Here is a 17,772-nt window from a genome sequence, read left to right on the forward strand (position 1 = left end):
AAACATTGGGGTTTCAGACGGCCTTTTCAGTGGAAATTTGTTTGGAATGATTTTAGGAAGTTTGGGTATAATTGTTGCGGGGCTGGTAGCAAAAAAGCCCCATTGCAGTGGGGCTTTGTGCTGAAACCGCCCTAGAAAGGATGGTTTCAATCATGAAACATACCACTCGCACGGGTCGTTCATGGCTGAGACTGCGGACAGTCGTTAGGATTATCTTAACCCTGTTCCTGCTCTTAGTCAATTAAACGGCTGAAAACAAAAAACTGTTTTTCAGTTTCCGCCTGTTTGTCATGAACGGGCGGTTTTTTATTGTTTAACGCTGATTCAAACAATCTGCAATCGCTTTGGCAATTTTGGCACTGGCACCTTGATGTTGCGAAATGAATTGCTCGGTGTGGTTGATCAGCTGTTGGCGCAGCGTTTCGTCGTCGAGGTATTGGCGCGTGGTTCTGTACCAGGTTTCGGCGGTTTCGACGCGGACGGCGGCTTTGGCTTCGACTGCGCCTTTGCAGGCTTGGGCGAAGTTGTAGTTGGAGTAGCCGAAGAGGGTGGGGACGCGGCAGGCGATGGGTTCGATGATGTTTTGGCAGCCGGCATCAACGAGGCTGCCGCCGACGAAGGCAATGTCTGCGCTGAGGTAGTAGGCGGCAAGTTCGCCCATGCTGTCGCCTATCCAAACCTGTGTATCGGGGGAAACGGGTTGTCCGTCGCTGCGTTTTTGCACGGTATAACCAAGCGATTTGGCGGTATCGTAGGCCGTCTGAAAGTTTTCAGGGTGGCGCGGGACAATGACCAGCAAGGCATTGCCGCGGTAGCCCTGCCATGCTTTGAGGAGCAGCTCGGCTTCGTCTGTGCCTTTGTACACGCGCGTGCTGGCGCAGACGACGACGGCTCGTGCGCCGATGCGTTCTTTAAAGGCGGCGGCAAGCGGGCGCGAGTCGTTGGGGGGCGCGATGTCGTATTTGGTGTTGCCGCAGACGTGGACGTTGGACGCGCCGATGAGGTGCAGGCGTTCGGCATCGGCGGCGGTTTGGGCAAAGCAGCCGGAGAGGCTCTGCATGGCAGGCTCGACCAGTTTGCGGATTTTGAGGTAGCCGCGTTGGGATTTTTCGGAGAGGCGTGCATTGGCCAAAAAGAGGGGAATGCCTGCTTTTTTGCAGCCGTGCATCAGGTTGGGCCAGATTTCGGTTTCCATCAAAATGCCGCAGATGGGGCGGTGTTCGGCTAAAAATCGGGCAACCCATTCGGATTTGTCGTAGGGCAGGTAACGGCATTGCGCATCGGGGAACAGGGATTGCGCGGTGGCGCGGCCGGTCGGCGTCATTTGGGTAATCAGAAACGGCGAGTCGGGAAAATGGCGGCGCAATGCCTGCACCAAAGGTTCGGCCGCACGCGTTTCGCCGACGGATACGGCGTGTATCCAAATCGGGCGTTGCACGGGATTGGGATACGCCTGCCCGAAACGCTCGTCCCAATGCTCGAGATAGGCTGGGGATTTGAGGGCGCGGCGGCGCAGGTGGCGGCGGATCAGGAAGGGGGCGAGGTGCCACAGCGTGGCGTAAAGGCGGCGTATCATGCTTACGGATCTTGTGTCGGAATAGGCCTATTTTATCGGAAACTGAAACGGAAGATATAGCTTTGATGTGGGTTTTACGCAAAGGAAACAGGCCGTCTGAAAGGTTTCAGACGGCCTTTAATGCAGGCATAAACGCTTTTACTTCACTTGCGCCATGTATTTTTTCAGACGGCCTTTGCTTTGCATGGCGCGGTTTTCCATTTCATCGACAACGGCTTGCGCTTTGGCTTTGTTCACCGGTTTGCCGACCTGAATCACGCCGCTCATGTTCATCATGCGGTGCGGCGGGCAGGTGTAGACGTACACGCCTTCTTTGTCGAGTTTGAGGGTGAAGTCTTTACCGTCTTCGGAGAGGAAGTCGGCAACGCCGTCGGGCAGGGCTTTGCTTTGCACCCAGTGTCCGCTGTTGGCGGCTTTGAAGGTTACGGTATCACCGACTTTGGCGTTGACATAGCCGGGTTCGAACACCATGCTGCCGTCTTTGCCGTTGTCGAGCATTTTGACTTCGTGGTTGGCGGCGTATGCGCTAAGGGACGCGGTCAGCATCAGGAGGAAGAGGGATTTTTTCATGGGGGAGTCCTTTTTGTGAAGAGTATAAAATGGTTGCGGGGCTGGTTTCTTGGTGGCAGATTTCTCAGCTAGGATTGCCGCATCGGGCGGATAACGGGCAGGCCTTTGCTGTCGTATAAAAGTTCGATATCCACCTTGTACAGCCTGCCTATCATGTCCGCCTGCAACACGTCCTGCGGCGCGCCCTGCGCCTGTACTTTGCCTTCGCCGAGCAGAATCACGTCGTCTGAAAACTGCGCGGCGAGGCTCAAATCGTGTAACACCATCAGCGTAACCAGATTGTGTTCGTGCGTGTATTGCACTACGCGTTCCAAGAGATTCAACTGGTGGTGCATATCCAGCGCGCTGACCGGTTCGTCCAGCATCAGGATTTCGGGGCGGCGCAGCATGACTTGGGCAAACATCACGAGCTGCCGCTGTCCGCCGGAAAGCCGCATGACGTCGCGGTGCGCCAGATGGCCGATGCCCAGCTCCGCCATGATACTTGCGGCTTCGTGCAGCAGTTCATCGCCGACGTGCATGTGCAGCGCGTCCATGCGGCCGAGCAACACGACTTCCAGCGCGGTCAGCGAGGCTTCGGCGGCGGTGTCCTGTGGCATATAGCCTATGCGTTTGCGCCAGCTTTGCAGGTGGATTTTGCTCAACACTTCGTCGCCGTAGCGGATGGTGCCTTTGTGCGCGACTTCGCCGAAAATCGTTTTCATCAGCGAGGATTTGCCCGTACCGTTGGGGCCGAGCACGGAATAGACTTTGCCTTGTTCCAGCGTCAAATCGATATTGTCGGCGACCACATAATCGCCGCGCCGGATGTGTACGTTTTCAAGTTTCAACATTTCAGACGGCCTATCGTTTCGTTAATACAATCCAGAAGAAGAACGGCACGCCGACAAACGACGTAACAATCCCCACCGGAAACAGCGCGCCCGGGATAATCACCTTGGACAACACGCTGGCGACCGATAAAAACGCCGCTCCCGCCAGCATCGCGCCGGGCAGGAAGAAACGTTGGTCTTCGCCCAAAAGAATCCGCGCCACATGCGGGGCAACCAAGCCGATAAAGCCGATCACGCCGACAAAACTGATGGCCGTCGCCGTCATTACCGCCACCAACACCAGCGTTTTCAGGCGCAAAAATTGCAGATTGATGCCCAGTCCGACGGCGCGTTCTTCGCCCAAGCGCAGCGCAGTCAGCTTCCACACATCGCGCGAAAGCAGAAACACGCATACCGCCGTAACCGCCGCCGTAACGATGACTGTTTCCCAAGTTGCCTTGGTCAGGCTGCCGAACAGCCAAAACAGAATCTGCTGCGAAATCTCAGGCGCGGCGATAAACTGAATCAGCGACAGAATCGACTGAAACAGAAACAACAGCGCAATCCCCACCAGCACCAACATCGCCGAGTTGAAGCGGCGTGCCGAGGCAAACAGAAACAAGATGCCCGAAGCCAGCATGGTCATCACAAACGCACCGATGGGGACGGCGACCGTTTCAGGCAGCCCGAAACCGCCGAACGCAATCACCGCCGACGCGCCCAAACCCGCCGCCGCCGCCAAACCCAGCGTATAAGGGCTGGCCATCGGGTTGTTCAACAACGTCTGAATCTCCGCACCGCCGACACCCAAAGCCGCGCCGACCACCAGCGCCATCACCGCAATCGGCAGGCGCAAATCCATCACAATCAGGCGGTTCATTTCATCGACTTCGGGTTTGCCCAGCAAAACATTGACCACTTCGCCGACGGGCAGCGTGTCCGTCATCGCCGGGCCGGTAGCGATGTCGAATAGGAAACTGACCGCCGCGATGACTAAAAACATCAACACAATCAACCAACGCTTGCCTTCCAACTTGCGCTGGTTTTTCACAATCTCGGCGACAACCGAATCATTCATGTTTCAAACCTTTAAAAAAGAGTGTTGTGAAAGGGGAGAAACAGGTTTGCCTTTTTCTTCCGCAAAAATTTCAGACGGCCTTCCGATTTAAAAGGCCGTCTGAAAATCTAAATTACCTTATTGTCCTTTCGGATAGAGGTAGAACGTGCCGTTCGGTACGACGGGCAGGTTTTGGCGGTAGAAGTCCAGATAGGTCTTCTCAGGGTTGAAATCCTTAAACAACTGCGGATAAATCGCTTTGGCCATAAACTGAATCGATGCGCTGTCGGACAGCGTGCGCGAGTTGGCGTGGTAGGCGGCATAGAGGCGGTTGTTTTTAATCGCAGGCAGGTTGGCCCAGCCGGCGCGTTTGGCAAAGCCTGCCAAGCGTTTTTCCGCTTCGGCTTTTGGAATGCCCCAGCCCATGGCCATGGCGGCAGGATTTTTCTTCAATTCGGTTTCGCGGCCGGTAATCACGATCACGTCGGGTTTGGCGGCGAGGACTTTTTCAGGATTGATCGGGCCGTAGAATTCGACCGAAGAAGCGGCGATATTGTTGCCGCCGACCAGTGTCGCCATCGAACCCCACATGCTCTTGCCGAAGGTAACGCTGTGTTCGGCAGGGCCTTTGTTGCCGAACTCGATATAGACTTTAGGCTTGGGTAGGTTGGCTTTTTGCACGCGCGCTTGGATGGTGTCGGCAACGCGTTTGTAGTCTGCCGCCAGTTTGTCGGCTTTTTGCTGCTGGCCGGTCAATGTACCGATGAGTTTGGTCGATTGGACGTGTTTGGCCACTGTTTGCGCGTTGTAGTCCAACACGACGATGGGGATGCCGGCCTTGTTGATGCGGTCGAGATCGGAACCCAAAGCCTTGTATTGCCATTCGGCCAAAACCAGCAAATCGGGTTTCAGCGCCAATACTTTCTCAATCGAGAAAGTGCCGACTTCCACTTCGCCCACGTCGGTCAGCTGATTCAGTTTAGGCACGGCTTTGCTGAATGCTGCCCAGCTTGGCGGCGCCCAGTCGGCCCAAACTGCTTTGGAGAAACCGACGACGTTGTCCAGCGCGGTTTTGCCGCCGATGGCCATGTAGTCTTGGTAGTAGAAGCCCAACACCACGCGCTTGGCAGGCAGGTCGACAGTTACCTTACGGCCGAGGATATCGGTCAGCTGAACGGGTTTGGCAAAAGCGGATACGGAGCCGACTGATAAAGCGGCGGCGGCAATCAAAGCAGAAAGTTGCGTAAATCTCATGAATCATTCCTTTAAAATATGATGATAATTACTATCTTTTTATAAATTTACAAGGTATTGAATCTTTTTTCAAGTGAATGTAGGGATAGACATATTTCGGAATAAAAAGTTTCATCATTAAAACGAAGGGATAGTGTTTATATAGGGCTTGGGTGTACTGAAGACCTAGTGAAAAGGAATGATATGGGGTGCCTAAATCCATGGTGGGCAGTAGCTGGAATGGATCGGTAAAGGGTTTTTATTGCAAAAAAATAAAAGGTATTCGGTTGAAAACAAGGCCGTCTGAAACCTTGCAATCAGGGTTCAGACGGCCTTTGGTGTGGGCATAAAAGTTTTATTTCACTTGCGCCCTATATTTTTCAGACGGCCTGTAAGCAGTGTTTGGGAAAAGTGAAAAAGGTTGGTTTTTGAAATGGCGAAATAGGGAAGAAGAGGACTTGAGGGAGAATCTGGCATAAACTAAAAATGGGGACGAATAAAAAGGGCGTGTATCGAAACACGCCCTTTTTAGAGATTCAGACGGCCTGTGATTCCGCCTGTTCGCTTTGGTTGAGGATTTTAATCAGTTTTTCGGCTTTTTCCGGGTCTTCGCAGCGCAGGATTTTGGCGGCATCGTTTTCGAGATGGCCGGTGTGGCTGTGCAGGATGATGTTTTTAACCGAAAGCAGGTTGTTGGGGTTCATGGAGAAGCGGCGCAGGCCCATGCCGAGCAACAGTCGGGTGAAGACGGTATCGCCGGCCATTTCGCCGCAGATGGACACGCCTTTTTCCATGCGGTTTGCGGTGCGGATGATGTGTTGCAGCGTTTTGAGGACGGCAGGGTGGCCGGGTTGGTAAAGGTGGCTGACGCTGTCGTCGCCGCGGTCGACCGACAGGAGGTATTGAATCAGGTCGTTGGTGCCGATGGAAACGAAGTCGACGAGCTTGAGGATGCTGCCGACGGTCATGGCGGCGGACGGGATTTCGATCATGCAGCCGATGCTAACCGGGCCGAAGGTTTCGCCGCGTTCGGTCAGTTGGCGTTGGGCCGTATCCAGATGGATAAGGCATTGGCGTACTTCGGAAATGGATGTAATCATCGGCCACATCATACGTACGGGGCCGTGGGCGGCGGCGCGGAGGATGGCGCGCATTTGGGTGCGGAACATGACGGGCTCGGCGAGGCACAGGCGGATACCGGTCAGGCCGAGTGCGGGGTTGAGGCTGCCGTTGGGCGTGCTGTTTTGGCCGAACCAGCGCGGATTTTTATCGACGCCCAAATCGACAGTGCGGATGGTGATGTTTTTGCCTTTGAGTTTTTTGACGATGCCGGCATAGACTTCGTATTGTTCGTCTTCGGTCGGCATGTTGTCGCGGTTGAGGTAGAGGAATTCGCTGCGGAACAGGCCGACGCCGTCTGCGCCGAAGTTGTGCAGGGCTTTGATGTCTTCGGCGGATTCGATGTTGGCCAAAAGTTCGATGTTGATGCCGTCGGCCGTGGTGGCGGCGGTTTTTTTGATTTTGTTGAGTTCGCGCTTGTGGCTGCGGTATTCGCGGGCGAGGCGGCGGTATTCGTTGAGGACGACTTCGTCGGGATCGATGATGAGGACGCCGTTGATGCCGTCGACGATGACGATTTCGTTTTCGGTGATGAGTTTGCGGGCGTTATGCAGGCCGATGACGGACGGGATGTCGAGGCTGCGGCCCAAGATGGCGGTGTGGCTGGTCGGACCGCCGGCATCGGTCACGAAGGCGGTAATGTGCTGCTCTTTGAACAATACGGTATCGGCAGGCGAGAGGTCGTGCGCGATGAGGACGGTGTCGTCAAACAGGTTGCCGGCGAGGTTGATTTCGTTGCTCTGACCGACAAGGTTGTTGTGGATGCGGCGGACGACTTGGAGCATGTCCTGTTTGCGTTCGCGCAGGTAGTCGTCGTCGATGCTGTCGAACTGGGCGGCAAGCTTGTCGCTTTGCAGTTTCAATGCCCATTCGGCGTTGATTTTCTGCTCGCGCAAAATGTCGATGGGTTCGCGCGAGAGGGTGACGTCGGTCAGCAGCATCAGGTGTAGGGAGATGAACGCGCCCAATTCGGTCGGGGCGTTTTCGGGAATCGCGCCGCGCAGCTGTTCCAGTTCTTTGCGCGTGGCTTTGATGGCGTTGTCGAAACGGGCAACTTCGGCATCGAGTTTGTCGGGATCAATGTCGTATTGGGGGACTTCCGTTGTGCCGCGCGTGATGAGGTGGGCGTGGCCGATGGCAATGCCTTTGCCCGCGGCTACACCGTGTAGGACGATGCTCATTATTCGCCCTCGCCGAAGTAGTCGTTGATGAGGTCGGTCAACGCCTGCATGGCGGCGGCTTCGTCTGCGCCTTCTGCTTCCAGCTCAATCACGGTGCCTTTGGCGGCGGCCAGCATCATCAGGCCCATGATACTTTTGCCGTTGACGCGGTTACCGTTTTTGGTGACCCAGACTTCGCTTTGGAATTGGGAGGCGGTTTGGGTGAATTTGCTGGAAGCGCGCGCGTGCAGGCCGAGTTTGTTGATGATTTCGATTTCTTGTTTGAGCATGGATGTCCCCTAAATGTAATGTTCGTAAAGTGAATGTTTTCAGACGGCCTTAGCCGTGTTCTTTGCACATCAGGTCTTCAGGTGCGGATGTAATGGCGAAAATGCCCCGGATGGCGGCTTCTTTGACGGTTTCGGTGAAGTCGGAGAGGTTTTCGGCTTGTGATGAGTATTGGATGGCTTTAATCATCATCGGGGCGTTGAGGCCGGTCAGGATGGCGGATTTGTTTTCGCGCACCAGCCGACGTGCGGCGTTGCATGGGGTTGCGCCGAAGATGTCGGTCATGATCAGCACGCCGCGGTTGTTGGGAAATTCCTGCAACGCGGCGATGGCGTTGTTGATGATGTCGTTTTGGTCTTCATTGGGCTGAACGCCGAGAATACGGACGTTTTCGGGAAATCCGTTGGGGAAGAAATGGTGGGTCAGCCCTTGGTAGGCTTCGCCTATGGTTTCGTGCGTGATGATAAGCAGGCCGATCATGATGTGTTCCTAGTGTTGGTTTGAGGCCGTCTGAAAACCTTTCAGACGGCCTTGGTTTTATTTGTTGTTTAAGGCGTAGATTTCGCCGAGGTTGCGCCAGCAGCCGGCGGCATCCATGCCGTAGCCGAAGACGTAGCGGTTGGGCACGTCCAAACCGATATAGTCGGCTTGGGTCGGTTTTTCTTTGTCGATCAGTTTGTTGGCAAATACGGCCGCACGGCAGCTCGCCGCGCCCATTTCCAACAGTTTTTCTTGAATGGCGGCCATGGTGTGGCCTTCGTCCAAGATGTCGTCCAAAACGACGACATGACGGCCTTTGATTTGCTCGGGGTCGGGCATGCGTTTCCAGTTGAACGCGCCGCCCGCGAGTTTGTCGCCGTAGCGGGAAACGTGGACGTAGTCAAAGTCAAGAGGGAAGCGCAACAGCGGCAGCAGCTGTCCTGTAAACACCACCGCGCCACCCATGACAGGCAAGAGCAGGGGATATTTGTCGGCCAAGTCGCGGGTGATGTCGTCGGCAACTTTTTGCAAGGCTGCGCGGCATTGTTCTTGGTCAAACAGCAAGTCGGCGTTGTCCAGCATGGCTTGGGTTTCAAGGCGTTTGGTTTCTAAGTCGGTCATGATAGGTCGTGTTGGGTACGGTTAAAAACAAATTATATAGCGGATTCAATCAATTTTCGATACAGGCCGCAATGGCGCATGGGAAGGGAGGAAATTGAAACCGAACGCGTTCAGACGGCCTTTTGTCCTTCCGCTTCGTCCACCAGCAAAAATGCCGCCAAAGCCAAAGCGGTCAATACCGCCGTCAACACCATCGCCCGTCCGTAATTGTCCGCACCGGCGCGCCCGAGATAATCGTAAATCAAGGTGGTCAGCGTCTGCCATTCGGGGCGCGACAGGAACAATGTGGCTGCAAATTCGCCGATACACGTTGCCGAAGCCAAAGTCAGGCCGCGCCGCAAAGCCGGTTTCAATAAAGGCGCGGTTACATAACAGGCCGTCTGAAAACCGTTTGCGCCCATAGTGCGCGCCGCCGCCGCATAATCTTTGGGCAAACCGTCCCACGCGGCCAGTACGTCTTTGGCCACAAACGGATACGCCAACAGCGCGTAAGTCGCCGTCAGCAGCCACAGCGAAGCCGTCCACTGCGGATAGAGCAGCAAAACGCCAAATGCGATGCACACGGGCGACACCATAAACGGCAAAAACATCAGCGCGCGCAACCACGCCATTTGCCGTGCCGCCGCCGCATACAGCACGCCCAAAACCGTCGCCGCCGCCACGGCTGCCGCAGAGAAACGGATCGTGTTCCACGCAGCCGCCCACGTTTGTGCTTCCAGCAAAACCGCCCACGAAGAGCCTGCCGCTGCCGCCTTGAGCCACACCGCCGCCAAAGGCAGCAGGCAGCACAGCACCAACATGGCCAATACCGTTGCCGTCAGCCATTTTTCCCAAGCCCGTACCGGCGCGCGCGGAGGCAAAGGCGAGACTGATTTATCCACCGCCACGCGCTTGCTCCAATACGCGTACAAACCGCCGGCCGCCGCCGTAGCCGCCAGCACCAGCCACACCAACACCGACGCACGCGCCATGTCCAACTCATACGCCACCAGCCGGTAGATTTCCACTTCCACCGTTGCAAAACGCTCGCCGCCGAGCAGCAAGGCCAGTCCGAAGCCTGAAAAACAATATAAAAACACCAGGCACGCGCCGCCGGCGACCCATGCACGCACCACCGGCCATTCGACCCAGACAAACCGCCGCCACGCGTCCGCGCCCAACGATTGCGCCGAAAGCAACCGCGCCTGCGGCACGCGTACAAATCCCTGATACGCCGAGCGCACCAAAACCGGCAGGTTGAAAAACACATTGCCGTAAATCAGCAGCCACGGCGTGTCCTGCCAACCTGCCACCAGTATGCCGTGTGCGCCGAATAAGGCGAGTACACCCATGCCCGCCACCAAAGTCGGCATCACAAAAGGCAGCATCAGCAGGCGCAAAACCGTGCGCCGTCCGGCAAAGTCCATCCGCGCCAGCACCCATGCCGCAGGCACGCCCAAAGCCGTGACCAAGACGCAGGTCAATACCGCCTGCGCCACCGTCCAGCCCAAGCGCAGGCGCATATAGTCGTCTGCCACGACTTCCGCCCAAGCGCCTTCGCCGTCGTAAAACGCCAGCGACAGCAAAGGCGCGGCCACCATGACCGCCAAGAAACCCAAAGGCAGTAGCAACAGCGCACACCGCCGAATCCAAACCTGCATCGATGCGTACCCGAGAATAAAAACGCCTATTTTAGCCCGAGTTCGGCATAGAAGGTGGTATTCCTGCCCTTGTTTTCAGACGGCCCGGGTAGTTGAACGGATAAAATCGTTGTTTCTTTAAAATTTTCAAATATTTACGAAATTTCTTCAAAAAGGCAACAAAATTGGTTGGGCATTTTTGATACAATCCGCCGCTTCAAAAAATCAAATAAATCAAAAACAAGGAAACATTATGACCACTACACGTCCCCAAACCTACGATACCGTCTCGCGCGCATTGCACTGGCTGACCGTACTCGGCTTCATCGGCATCCTGACCACCATCGCCATCTGGACCATTTATGACGGCGAAGAATGGGTCGGCGCACTCTTCGGCGTGCACAAATCCATCGGTTTCATCACGCTGCTGGTGATTATCGTGCGCATTGTTTGGGCCTTGATCAATGCGTCCAAACGTCCTGCCGCTGACAGCTTTGCCGCCAAAGCCGGCCACCTTGCCCTTTACGTCCTCATGCTTGCCGTTCCCGTTATCGGCATGATCCGCCAATACGGTAGCGGCCGCGGCCCGTTGAAAGTATTCGGTGTCCAAGTGATGCAGGGTTCGCCTGAAAAAATCGAATGGATGGCCAACCTCGGCAATATGGCGCATGGCAAACTCGGCTGGCTGCTCTTCGCGCTGGTCGCCGGCCACATTGCCATGGTCATCGTCCACCGCCTTCAAGGCCACGACGTTTTGTACCGCATGATCGGCCGCCGTTCTTAAGTATAAAACGGTAAACAGACAAGGCCGTCTGAACACAGTTTGACCAAGCAAAAACTGTTTTCAGACGGCCTTTTTGTATTTGTGTTAATCTGCAAAAGTAGGGCAGGCATTTTGCCTGACTGTTGTCTAAATACTGTAAACCATACCGAGAAACACCATGACTGCTCCCATCCTCGCCATCACTTCCGGCGAACCGGCCGGCATCGGCCCCGACATCTGCCTTGATTTGGCTTTCGCCGACCTTCCTTGCCGCCCCGTTGTTTTGTGCGATAAAAACCTGTTGGCGCAAAGGGCCGAACAGCTCGGCAAATCCGTCATCCTGCGCGATTTTCAAGCTCAAGCGGCCGATCCGTTGCCCAAGGGCGAACTCGAAGTTCTGCATATTCCTTTAGATGCCGAATGTCGGGCGGGCGAACTCAATCCTGCCAATGCCGCGTATGTGCTCCGGCTGCTGGATACGGCGTATCAAGGCATTTCAGACGGCCTGTTTGCCGGTATGGTGACTGCGCCGCTGCATAAAGGCATCATCAACGATGCCCACGCAGGCAACGGCTTTTTCAGCGGCCATACCGAATACCTTGCCGAAAAAAGCCATACCGAACAAGTCGTCATGATGTTGACCGGCGGCGGCCTGCGCGTGGCGTTGGTGACCACCCATCTGCCGCTGAAAGACATTTCCGCCGCCATCACGAAGCCTTTAATCGAGTCGGTTGTCCGCATTCTTGAACACGACCTGCGTCATAAGTTCGGCATAGCCAAACCGGTCATCCTCGTTACCGGCCTCAATCCCCACGCCGGCGAAGGCGGCCATTTGGGACACGAAGAAATCGACACCATTATTCCGGCGCTTCATGCCCTGCAGGCCGAAGGCATAGACGCGCGCGGCCCTTATCCGGCCGATACTGTGTTCCAACCCTTCCTGCTCAAAGATGCCGACGCCGTCCTCGCCATGTATCACGACCAAGGGCTGCCGGTGCTCAAATACGCCGGTTTCGGCGAAGGCGTGAACATCACCCTCGGCCTGCCCTTTATCCGCACATCCGTCGATCATGGTACTGCCTTGAACTTGGCAGGCACAGGCAAAGCTGATTCCGGCAGTTTGATTACCGCTGTCCGCGCCGCGCTTGATATGGCGCACAATATGCAGAAGCAGGCCGTCTGAAGCGTGGAGGTTTAATCGTTTGCAGGCGTAATGTGTTCCCATAAAAGCATCATCAGGGAGCATCTGCCTGCTGATTTGATGAAGTCGATGGATGTTTGGACAATAATCAGCGTTTTATTTTAAAAACGATATAAAAAAGGCCGTCTGAAGCCCCATGTTTTGGGTTTCAGACGGCCTTTTGGTTTTTTGGTTTACCAAATTTCAGACAAAGTTTCTTTGACTTTGGCCTTCACTTCCGCACCGAAGCGACGGCTGAGCATTTTGCTGAAATCGTCTTGCGGCGTGTAGTTGACCAGCTCGGGGGCTTTGACAACATCGCGGGCAACGCTGTAAATGCTACCGAAGTCGTCAATCAGGCCGACCTGTTTGGCTTCTTTGCCGGTGTAGATGCGTCCGCTGAAAACATCGGGATACTGTTTGTCTTTCAACCTTGCACCGCGGCCGAGTTTGACGGCTTTGATGAATTCTTGGTGGATATCGCCCAACATGGTTTCCCAAATTTGGGTTTGTGCCGGGGTTTCAGGCGTGAAAGGGTCGCCCATACCTTTGTTGCTGCCGGCGGTTTTCAGACGGCGTTTGACACCGGCTTTGTCCATCAGGCCGGTAAAGTCGAAACCGCCGCCGATCACGCCGATGCTGCCGACAATACTGGAAGGGTCGGCGTAGATTTTGTCGGCTGCGGCGGCAATGTAGTAGCAGCCTGAAGCGCACATGTCTTCGGCAACGAGGTAGACAGGGATGTCTTTGTGTTCGGCTTTGAGGCGGCGGACTTCGTTAAAGGCCGTGTTGGACACAACAGGCGAACCGCCGGGGCTGTTGGCGCGGATGATGATGGCCTTGGCATTGCCGTTTTCGTAGGCAGCTTCCATACTGTCGCGCAGGATTTGGACTTGGTCGTCGATGTCGTTGCCGATTTCGCCGGTCAGGTCGATAACGGCGGTGTGTTCGCTGCGGGCTTGGATGCTCGTGGTTTTTCCTTCTTCTTCCGCAAGGCCGAAAATCAGGCTGAGGAAGATGAGGACGGCGACGCCACGCCAGATATTGCGCCAAATGCGGGCGCGGCGTTGTTCTTGGTAGGCGGCGAGGAGGACTTCGCGCAGGGTGTTGCGCTCCCAGTTGTCGACGGGGGTGGAGGCTGAAGAGGGTGTGTTTTGGGCATCGCCTTCACGGTGGATTCGGTATTGCATGATGTGATGTGCTTTCTTGTAGGCCGTCTGAATGTTCAGACGGCCTTATCGGTTTTAGTTGATGGAATAGCCGCGCAGGTATTGCGTACGTTCGCGGGTCATGCGGGTTTCACACTGCAGGCGCAGGTATTCTGCTTGTGCGGCGCTGTCTGCGGACGCGGCTGCTTGTTGGCAGTTAAGTTTTTTGCTTTGAATCCAGGCGCGTTGCTCGCCAAGGATTTGTTGTTTGACATCGCTGTCCATACCGCCCCAGAGGTCGTTGATCTCGCCGTCCGCCTGACGGTTTTGCGCGCGCGCGTTGTCAAGTTCGCTTTGGCTGAGGCCTGGCGGCTCGTTGCGTTGGGTTTCATGGTCGGGGCGCAGGACTTCGTAATCTGAATCGTCGCCGTCATCGGTCAAACCGACGGCTTGGCTGGCGGCGTTGTTTTCAAGGATGTCTTGCGGATTGAGGGTGGGCGGCTCTTCCGTGTTTTGGTTTTGCAGCAGCTTGATGGCCTGCTCTTTGGATACAGGCTTGCCGTCTATCATAACAATGCTTTTCACGCCGTAGGGCAGCAGGGTGGCGGAAAGGGTTTGGGCGGTGGAACTCAGGGTATTGTCTTCGAAAACCGGTTTGCCGTCTTTGTCGGGGGTATAGAGCAGGGTGGTGCTGAACGTGTTGTTTTCAAAGGTCAGGTTGCTGCCCATCAGTTTTTGTTCGAGCATGTCGGACAACGGGGTACTGCCGTAAATCAGTGGGCTGTTGTCTATGGCCATCTTGAGGATGGTGTCGGGAATGCGGATTTTGAGGTTGGCACGGCAGATGGCTTTGCCGTCGTCTTCGGTTTCTTTGGGGTCTTCAAGCAGGGTTTCTAATTCGAGGCCGGCGGCAATGATTTTGTCGGCATCGACGAATTGGCGGTTGTCATTGCGGGCAAAGGAGCGCGCTTGTTGTTTGAGGGTGTCTTCGATGGTGGTACGGATGTTTTGCAATGTGGCCGGTTGGGCGCAATCAAGCGCGGCTTTCGGCTCTTCTTTGCTGCATGCGGCAAGCAGAATCGTGCTTAAAATCAATACGGAAGCGGTTTTTTTGTACATGGGTACTCCTGAAGATGACGGCCTTTCAGACGGCCTGACGTGCTTATCATAACAAAAGCACTTGCAGCAAGTAAATGCGGCAAGTGCTTTTCTATGTCAGACGTATCAGCCTTTGAGGACGCTGATGAAGCCGGAGAGGATGGCGGCGTTGAGCAAGTCAACGAAGAACGCACCTACCATAGGCACAATCAAGAAGGCTTTGTGAGACGGACCGAAAGTTTGGGTAATGGACTGCATGTTGGCAACGGCGGTCGGGGTGGCACCCAAACCGAAGCCGCAGTGGCCGGCTGCCAATACGGCAGAGTCGTAGTCGCGACCCATGAAGACGTAGGTAACGAAGGTTGCGTACAGAATCATCACAACGGTTTGTACAGCCAAGATGATGGTTACCGGGCCTGCCAGACCGGTCAATTCCCACAGTTTCAGGTTCAGAAGAGCCATGGACAGGAAGAGGGACAGGGAGGCGTTACCGAATACGTCGATGGCACGGTCAAACATATTGACTTTGAAAGCGGCAGTCAGGACGTTGCGGATGACCACGCCTGCAAACAGACACCATACGAATTTAGGCAAGTCGAAGAAGGCTTTGTCGTAGCCGTCGACAATTTCGGCAAAAGCCAAACATGCGGCAAACATCGCGAGCGTTTCGACAGCGGAGTCAGCCGTAATCAGGCGGGTGCGCTGTGCTTGTTCGAAGATGTCATCAGTAGCATCGTTGTCGTCGGATTTGGCAGTTTTGACGATAGGTTTACGGCCCATTTTGTTGATCAGACGGCGTGCAACAGGACCACCGATCAAACCGCCGAATACCAGGCCGAATGTTGCGGAAGCCATGCCCAAGCCGGTTGCGCCGGTCAGGCCGAATTTGCTTTCAAAGTCAGGACCCCATGCACCGGCGGTACCGTGACCGCCGGTCAGGGTAATCGAACCGGTAATCAGGCCAATCAGCGGATCCAAGCCCAATGCGCTCGCCAAGCCGACACCGACAAAGTTTTGGACGATGATGAATGCACCCACCACGGCGGTAAAGATAACTAAAGGCAAACCGCCCGCTTTCAAACGGGAGAAGTCGGCGCTCAAACCGATGGATGTAAAGAAAATAAGCATGAACGCATCTTGCAGCGGTTTTTCAAATTTGAAGCTGACGCCGTAGGCTTCGTGCAGGGCGAACAGGACGATAGCGGCAATCAAACCGCCGGCGACCGGCTCGGGAATATTGAAGTCTCGTAAGAATTTGATTTTTTGAACCAGAAATTTACCAACCAGCAACACGAGCGTGGCGGCAATCAGTGTGTAATAACTGTTGAATTCCCATTCCATGTTGTTTCACCTCCTAGAAATGTTTTTCCGAGCATCCGTTTTTGTTCCGGATGTAGTGTGTTTCAACGCTTGGCGTTATCCGCCGAGTGTCATGGTATTGATGCGCGGACAAGGCGTTTTCAGAAAGAAATGAAAACAATGACGTGTCCGTGAAAAATAACTGGCAAATATTAGGGGAATAGTTAAAGATTGTCAAAAAATGCGAGTGTAAATATTTTCAGACGGCCTTTTGCCCGATGGCATGGTGCACTTCGCGGCGCCATTGTTCTAATAGGGATGTTAATGATTCGGCCGAAGTGTGGCCGTTGCTGATGGCGGCCTGCAGCCAGTAGCAGGCGGTCGGAACATGGCAGCTTACACCTTGCCCGTGATAGTAAAAACAGGCGAGGTGGTATTGGGCGGAAGGGTGGTTTTGTTCGGCAGCGATGGCGTACCAGTGGGCTGCCGCCCGAGGGTCTTGCGCCGTACCGAGGCCGTAATGGTAGATGCGGCCTAAGGCTGCCGCCGCGTTTTTATGGTGGAACTCGGCAGCATCCATGTAATTTTTGCGCGCGGCATTGTAGTCGGCGTGGCGGCCGATGGCGTGGGCTTGTGCTTCTGCCAAACGGTATGTGGTTTCGGTTTGTTGCTGTTGCAGGGCGGCTGTTTTGATTTGTTCGTATTGTTGCGGATGGTACAGCGCGGCGTCGCTGATGAGTTTTTGTGCCGCGGCGGCAGAACCCAGCGCGGCGGCACGGTGGTAGTAGTCGTGCGCGATATGGTTGTCGGCTTTGATGCCGAGTCCGTAGCGGTAGAGGTCACCCATGATTTTCAGCGCTTCGGGATGGTCTTTCTCTACAGCAGCTTTGGCATAGCGCGCCGCTTGGAACGGGTCGCGTTCGGAAAGTTCGCCGGTCAGGGCGTATTGGGCCAGCTTGGCCTGTGCTTCCGCTTGCTCCTTATCGGCGGCACGACGATACCATTCTAAGGCTTCGGGTTTTCGTTGGGCGGCAAGAAGGTCGGCCAGCAGGGTTTGTGCGGCGATATGGCCGGCTTGCGCGGCTTGTTCGAGATATTGTTCGGCTTGTGCGTGGTTGGGGCTGACACCTGTGCCGTAGAAGTAGATTTGACCGAGTTGCCAGCAGGCGGCAGTCACGCCGAGCGCGGCCGCTTTTTCGTATTGTTCGATGGCTGTCGCAACGTCGCCTTGGCGTTGATGATGGCGTGCCAGATGGTAATACGCAGGCGCAGCATATCGGGCAGCGGCAAGCTTCGCCCAGTAGAGCGATTGTGGATCGTTGCGTTGCGCGTGGTAACGCATGAGGATTAATTGGGCTTCAAGATGACCTTGCTCACCCAGCCAGGCGTAGTCGTTAAGAAGCTGTCCGGTCGAGGTGCCGTTGTGTTCGCGTTGTTGCAGCAGGGTAAAGAGTGCCTTGGGGTGGCGTTGGGCTGAGGCGGCTTCCAACCATGGGAGTGCCTGTTCCGGATGACCGTTTTGTAGCAGATGATTGCCCAATACAAAAGCAGCTTCCGTATAACCCTGCTCTGCGGCCTGTTGCAGCAGGGGCAGGGCTTGGGCAGTATTGGATTGTTCCAAAAGGGCGGCGGCTTGCCGGTAGAGGATATCAGGAGCGGCGGTCATGGTTTCCGGGCGGATATAAAGTGGAAGACGGATGCTGCGGCATATGGGCGGCGATACCGGTTGAGGGCTTTGTAAAAATTTTG

At 55.2% G+C, this 17,772-nt stretch carries 16 protein-coding genes; 2 read left to right on the forward strand and 14 right to left on the reverse strand.

Going from position 1 to position 17,772, the window contains the following annotated elements; translation table 11 throughout:
- Window positions 1-313 precede the first annotated feature (313 nt).
- The 10 genes from waaA to HMPREF3022_RS09650 all read right to left on the reverse strand — a co-directional run bounded on the left by waaA (window position 314) and on the right by HMPREF3022_RS09650 (window position 10,556).
- Window positions 314-1,576, reverse strand: coding sequence for a lipid IV(A) 3-deoxy-D-manno-octulosonic acid transferase (gene waaA / locus HMPREF3022_RS09605; RefSeq protein WP_036492259.1), 1,263 nt, complete (start codon window positions 1,574-1,576; stop codon window positions 314-316).
- A gap of 138 nt (window positions 1,577-1,714) precedes the next feature.
- Window positions 1,715-2,146, reverse strand: a complete 432-nt coding sequence (locus tag HMPREF3022_RS09610) for a plastocyanin/azurin family copper-binding protein (protein WP_070590107.1) — start codon at window positions 2,144-2,146, stop codon at window positions 1,715-1,717.
- Window positions 2,147-2,214: 68 nt separating this feature from the next.
- A complete protein-coding gene (locus tag HMPREF3022_RS09615) occupies window positions 2,215-2,979 on the reverse strand; it encodes an ABC transporter ATP-binding protein (protein ID WP_049332951.1) in 765 nt (254 codons plus the stop codon).
- 10 nt (window positions 2,980-2,989) lie between these two features.
- On the reverse strand, window positions 2,990-4,036 hold the full coding sequence (locus HMPREF3022_RS09620; protein WP_049332949.1) for a FecCD family ABC transporter permease: 1,047 nt from the start codon (window positions 4,034-4,036) through the stop codon (window positions 2,990-2,992).
- A 117-nt stretch (window positions 4,037-4,153) separates the two neighbouring features.
- Window positions 4,154-5,269: an ABC transporter substrate-binding protein gene (locus tag HMPREF3022_RS09625; protein ID WP_049332947.1), complete on the reverse strand. Its 1,116-nt coding sequence runs from the start codon at window positions 5,267-5,269 to the stop codon at window positions 4,154-4,156.
- Between the two features lie 515 nt (window positions 5,270-5,784).
- Window positions 5,785-7,548 carry a phosphoenolpyruvate--protein phosphotransferase gene (ptsP, locus tag HMPREF3022_RS09630; protein WP_049332945.1) on the reverse strand — a complete coding sequence of 588 codons (1,764 nt, stop codon included), beginning with the start codon at window positions 7,546-7,548 and terminating at the stop codon, window positions 5,785-5,787.
- Window positions 7,548-7,817: an HPr family phosphocarrier protein gene (locus tag HMPREF3022_RS09635; protein ID WP_004519098.1), complete on the reverse strand. Its 270-nt coding sequence runs from the start codon at window positions 7,815-7,817 to the stop codon at window positions 7,548-7,550. The genes ptsP and HMPREF3022_RS09635 overlap by 1 nt, the downstream gene beginning before the upstream one ends.
- A gap of 49 nt (window positions 7,818-7,866) precedes the next feature.
- On the reverse strand, window positions 7,867-8,295 hold the full coding sequence (locus HMPREF3022_RS09640) for a PTS sugar transporter subunit IIA (protein ID WP_070765547.1): 429 nt from the start codon (window positions 8,293-8,295) through the stop codon (window positions 7,867-7,869).
- Between the two features lie 57 nt (window positions 8,296-8,352).
- Window positions 8,353-8,916, reverse strand: a complete 564-nt coding sequence (locus HMPREF3022_RS09645; RefSeq protein ID WP_003747943.1) for a hypoxanthine-guanine phosphoribosyltransferase — start codon at window positions 8,914-8,916, stop codon at window positions 8,353-8,355.
- 110 nt (window positions 8,917-9,026) lie between these two features.
- A complete protein-coding gene (locus HMPREF3022_RS09650) occupies window positions 9,027-10,556 on the reverse strand; it encodes an ABC transporter permease (protein ID WP_070765548.1) in 1,530 nt (509 codons plus the stop codon).
- A 232-nt stretch (window positions 10,557-10,788) separates the two neighbouring features.
- Here HMPREF3022_RS09650 and HMPREF3022_RS09655 point away from each other — a divergent pair, with 232 nt between their 5' ends.
- Window positions 10,789-11,319 (forward strand): cytochrome b, encoded by a 531-nt coding sequence (locus tag HMPREF3022_RS09655; RefSeq protein ID WP_079454258.1) that lies wholly within the window; start codon window positions 10,789-10,791, stop codon window positions 11,317-11,319.
- A gap of 157 nt (window positions 11,320-11,476) precedes the next feature.
- A complete protein-coding gene (gene pdxA / locus HMPREF3022_RS09660) occupies window positions 11,477-12,481 on the forward strand; it encodes a 4-hydroxythreonine-4-phosphate dehydrogenase PdxA (RefSeq protein WP_049332941.1) in 1,005 nt (334 codons plus the stop codon).
- Between the two features lie 191 nt (window positions 12,482-12,672).
- Here pdxA and HMPREF3022_RS09665 read toward each other — a convergent pair whose 3' ends face one another.
- From HMPREF3022_RS09665 to HMPREF3022_RS09680, 4 genes are all read right to left on the reverse strand, one after another.
- The gene (locus HMPREF3022_RS09665; protein ID WP_049332939.1) at window positions 12,673-13,668 is read right to left on the reverse strand and encodes a S49 family peptidase; all 996 of its coding nucleotides are present in this window, start codon (window positions 13,666-13,668) and stop codon (window positions 12,673-12,675) included.
- Between the two features lie 54 nt (window positions 13,669-13,722).
- Window positions 13,723-14,745 (reverse strand): lysozyme inhibitor LprI family protein, encoded by a 1,023-nt coding sequence (locus HMPREF3022_RS09670; RefSeq protein WP_049332937.1) that lies wholly within the window; start codon window positions 14,743-14,745, stop codon window positions 13,723-13,725.
- A 105-nt stretch (window positions 14,746-14,850) separates the two neighbouring features.
- Window positions 14,851-16,065, reverse strand: coding sequence for a sodium/glutamate symporter (gene gltS, locus HMPREF3022_RS09675; RefSeq protein ID WP_049332935.1), 1,215 nt, complete (start codon window positions 16,063-16,065; stop codon window positions 14,851-14,853).
- 217 nt (window positions 16,066-16,282) lie between these two features.
- Complete coding sequence (locus tag HMPREF3022_RS09680; protein ID WP_049332933.1) at window positions 16,283-17,689, reverse strand: SEL1-like repeat protein; 1,407 nt, start codon at window positions 17,687-17,689, stop codon at window positions 16,283-16,285.
- Window positions 17,690-17,772: the final 83 nt, after the last annotated feature.

This window comes from Neisseria sp. HMSC065C04, from assembly GCF_001815375.1.
Lineage (GTDB): Bacteria > Pseudomonadota > Gammaproteobacteria > Burkholderiales > Neisseriaceae > Neisseria > Neisseria flavescens_D.

Coding starts and splice junctions, on each gene's coding strand:
- HMPREF3022_RS09620 (WP_049332949.1), bottom strand. CDS start 4,036: ATGAATGATTCGGTTGTCGCCGAGATTGTGAAAAACCAGCGCAAGTTG.
- HMPREF3022_RS09625 (WP_049332947.1), bottom strand. CDS start 5,269: ATGAGATTTACGCAACTTTCTGCTTTGATTGCCGCCGCCGCTTTATCA.
- gltS (WP_049332935.1), bottom strand. CDS start 16,065: ATGGAATGGGAATTCAACAGTTATTACACACTGATTGCCGCCACGCTC.
- waaA (WP_036492259.1), bottom strand. CDS start 1,576: ATGATACGCCGCCTTTACGCCACGCTGTGGCACCTCGCCCCCTTCCTG.
- HMPREF3022_RS09645 (WP_003747943.1), bottom strand. CDS start 8,916: ATGACCGACTTAGAAACCAAACGCCTTGAAACCCAAGCCATGCTGGAC.
- HMPREF3022_RS09670 (WP_049332937.1), bottom strand. CDS start 14,745: ATGTACAAAAAAACCGCTTCCGTATTGATTTTAAGCACGATTCTGCTT.
- HMPREF3022_RS09680 (WP_049332933.1), bottom strand. CDS start 17,689: ATGACCGCCGCTCCTGATATCCTCTACCGGCAAGCCGCCGCCCTTTTG.
- HMPREF3022_RS09655 (WP_079454258.1), top strand. CDS start 10,789: ATGACCACTACACGTCCCCAAACCTACGATACCGTCTCGCGCGCATTG.
- HMPREF3022_RS09640 (WP_070765547.1), bottom strand. CDS start 8,295: ATGATCGGCCTGCTTATCATCACGCACGAAACCATAGGCGAAGCCTAC.
- ptsP (WP_049332945.1), bottom strand. CDS start 7,548: ATGAGCATCGTCCTACACGGTGTAGCCGCGGGCAAAGGCATTGCCATC.
- HMPREF3022_RS09610 (WP_070590107.1), bottom strand. CDS start 2,146: ATGAAAAAATCCCTCTTCCTCCTGATGCTGACCGCGTCCCTTAGCGCA.
- HMPREF3022_RS09665 (WP_049332939.1), bottom strand. CDS start 13,668: ATGCAATACCGAATCCACCGTGAAGGCGATGCCCAAAACACACCCTCT.
- HMPREF3022_RS09650 (WP_070765548.1), bottom strand. CDS start 10,556: ATGCAGGTTTGGATTCGGCGGTGTGCGCTGTTGCTACTGCCTTTGGGT.
- HMPREF3022_RS09615 (WP_049332951.1), bottom strand. CDS start 2,979: ATGTTGAAACTTGAAAACGTACACATCCGGCGCGGCGATTATGTGGTC.
- pdxA (WP_049332941.1), top strand. CDS start 11,477: ATGACTGCTCCCATCCTCGCCATCACTTCCGGCGAACCGGCCGGCATC.
- HMPREF3022_RS09635 (WP_004519098.1), bottom strand. CDS start 7,817: ATGCTCAAACAAGAAATCGAAATCATCAACAAACTCGGCCTGCACGCG.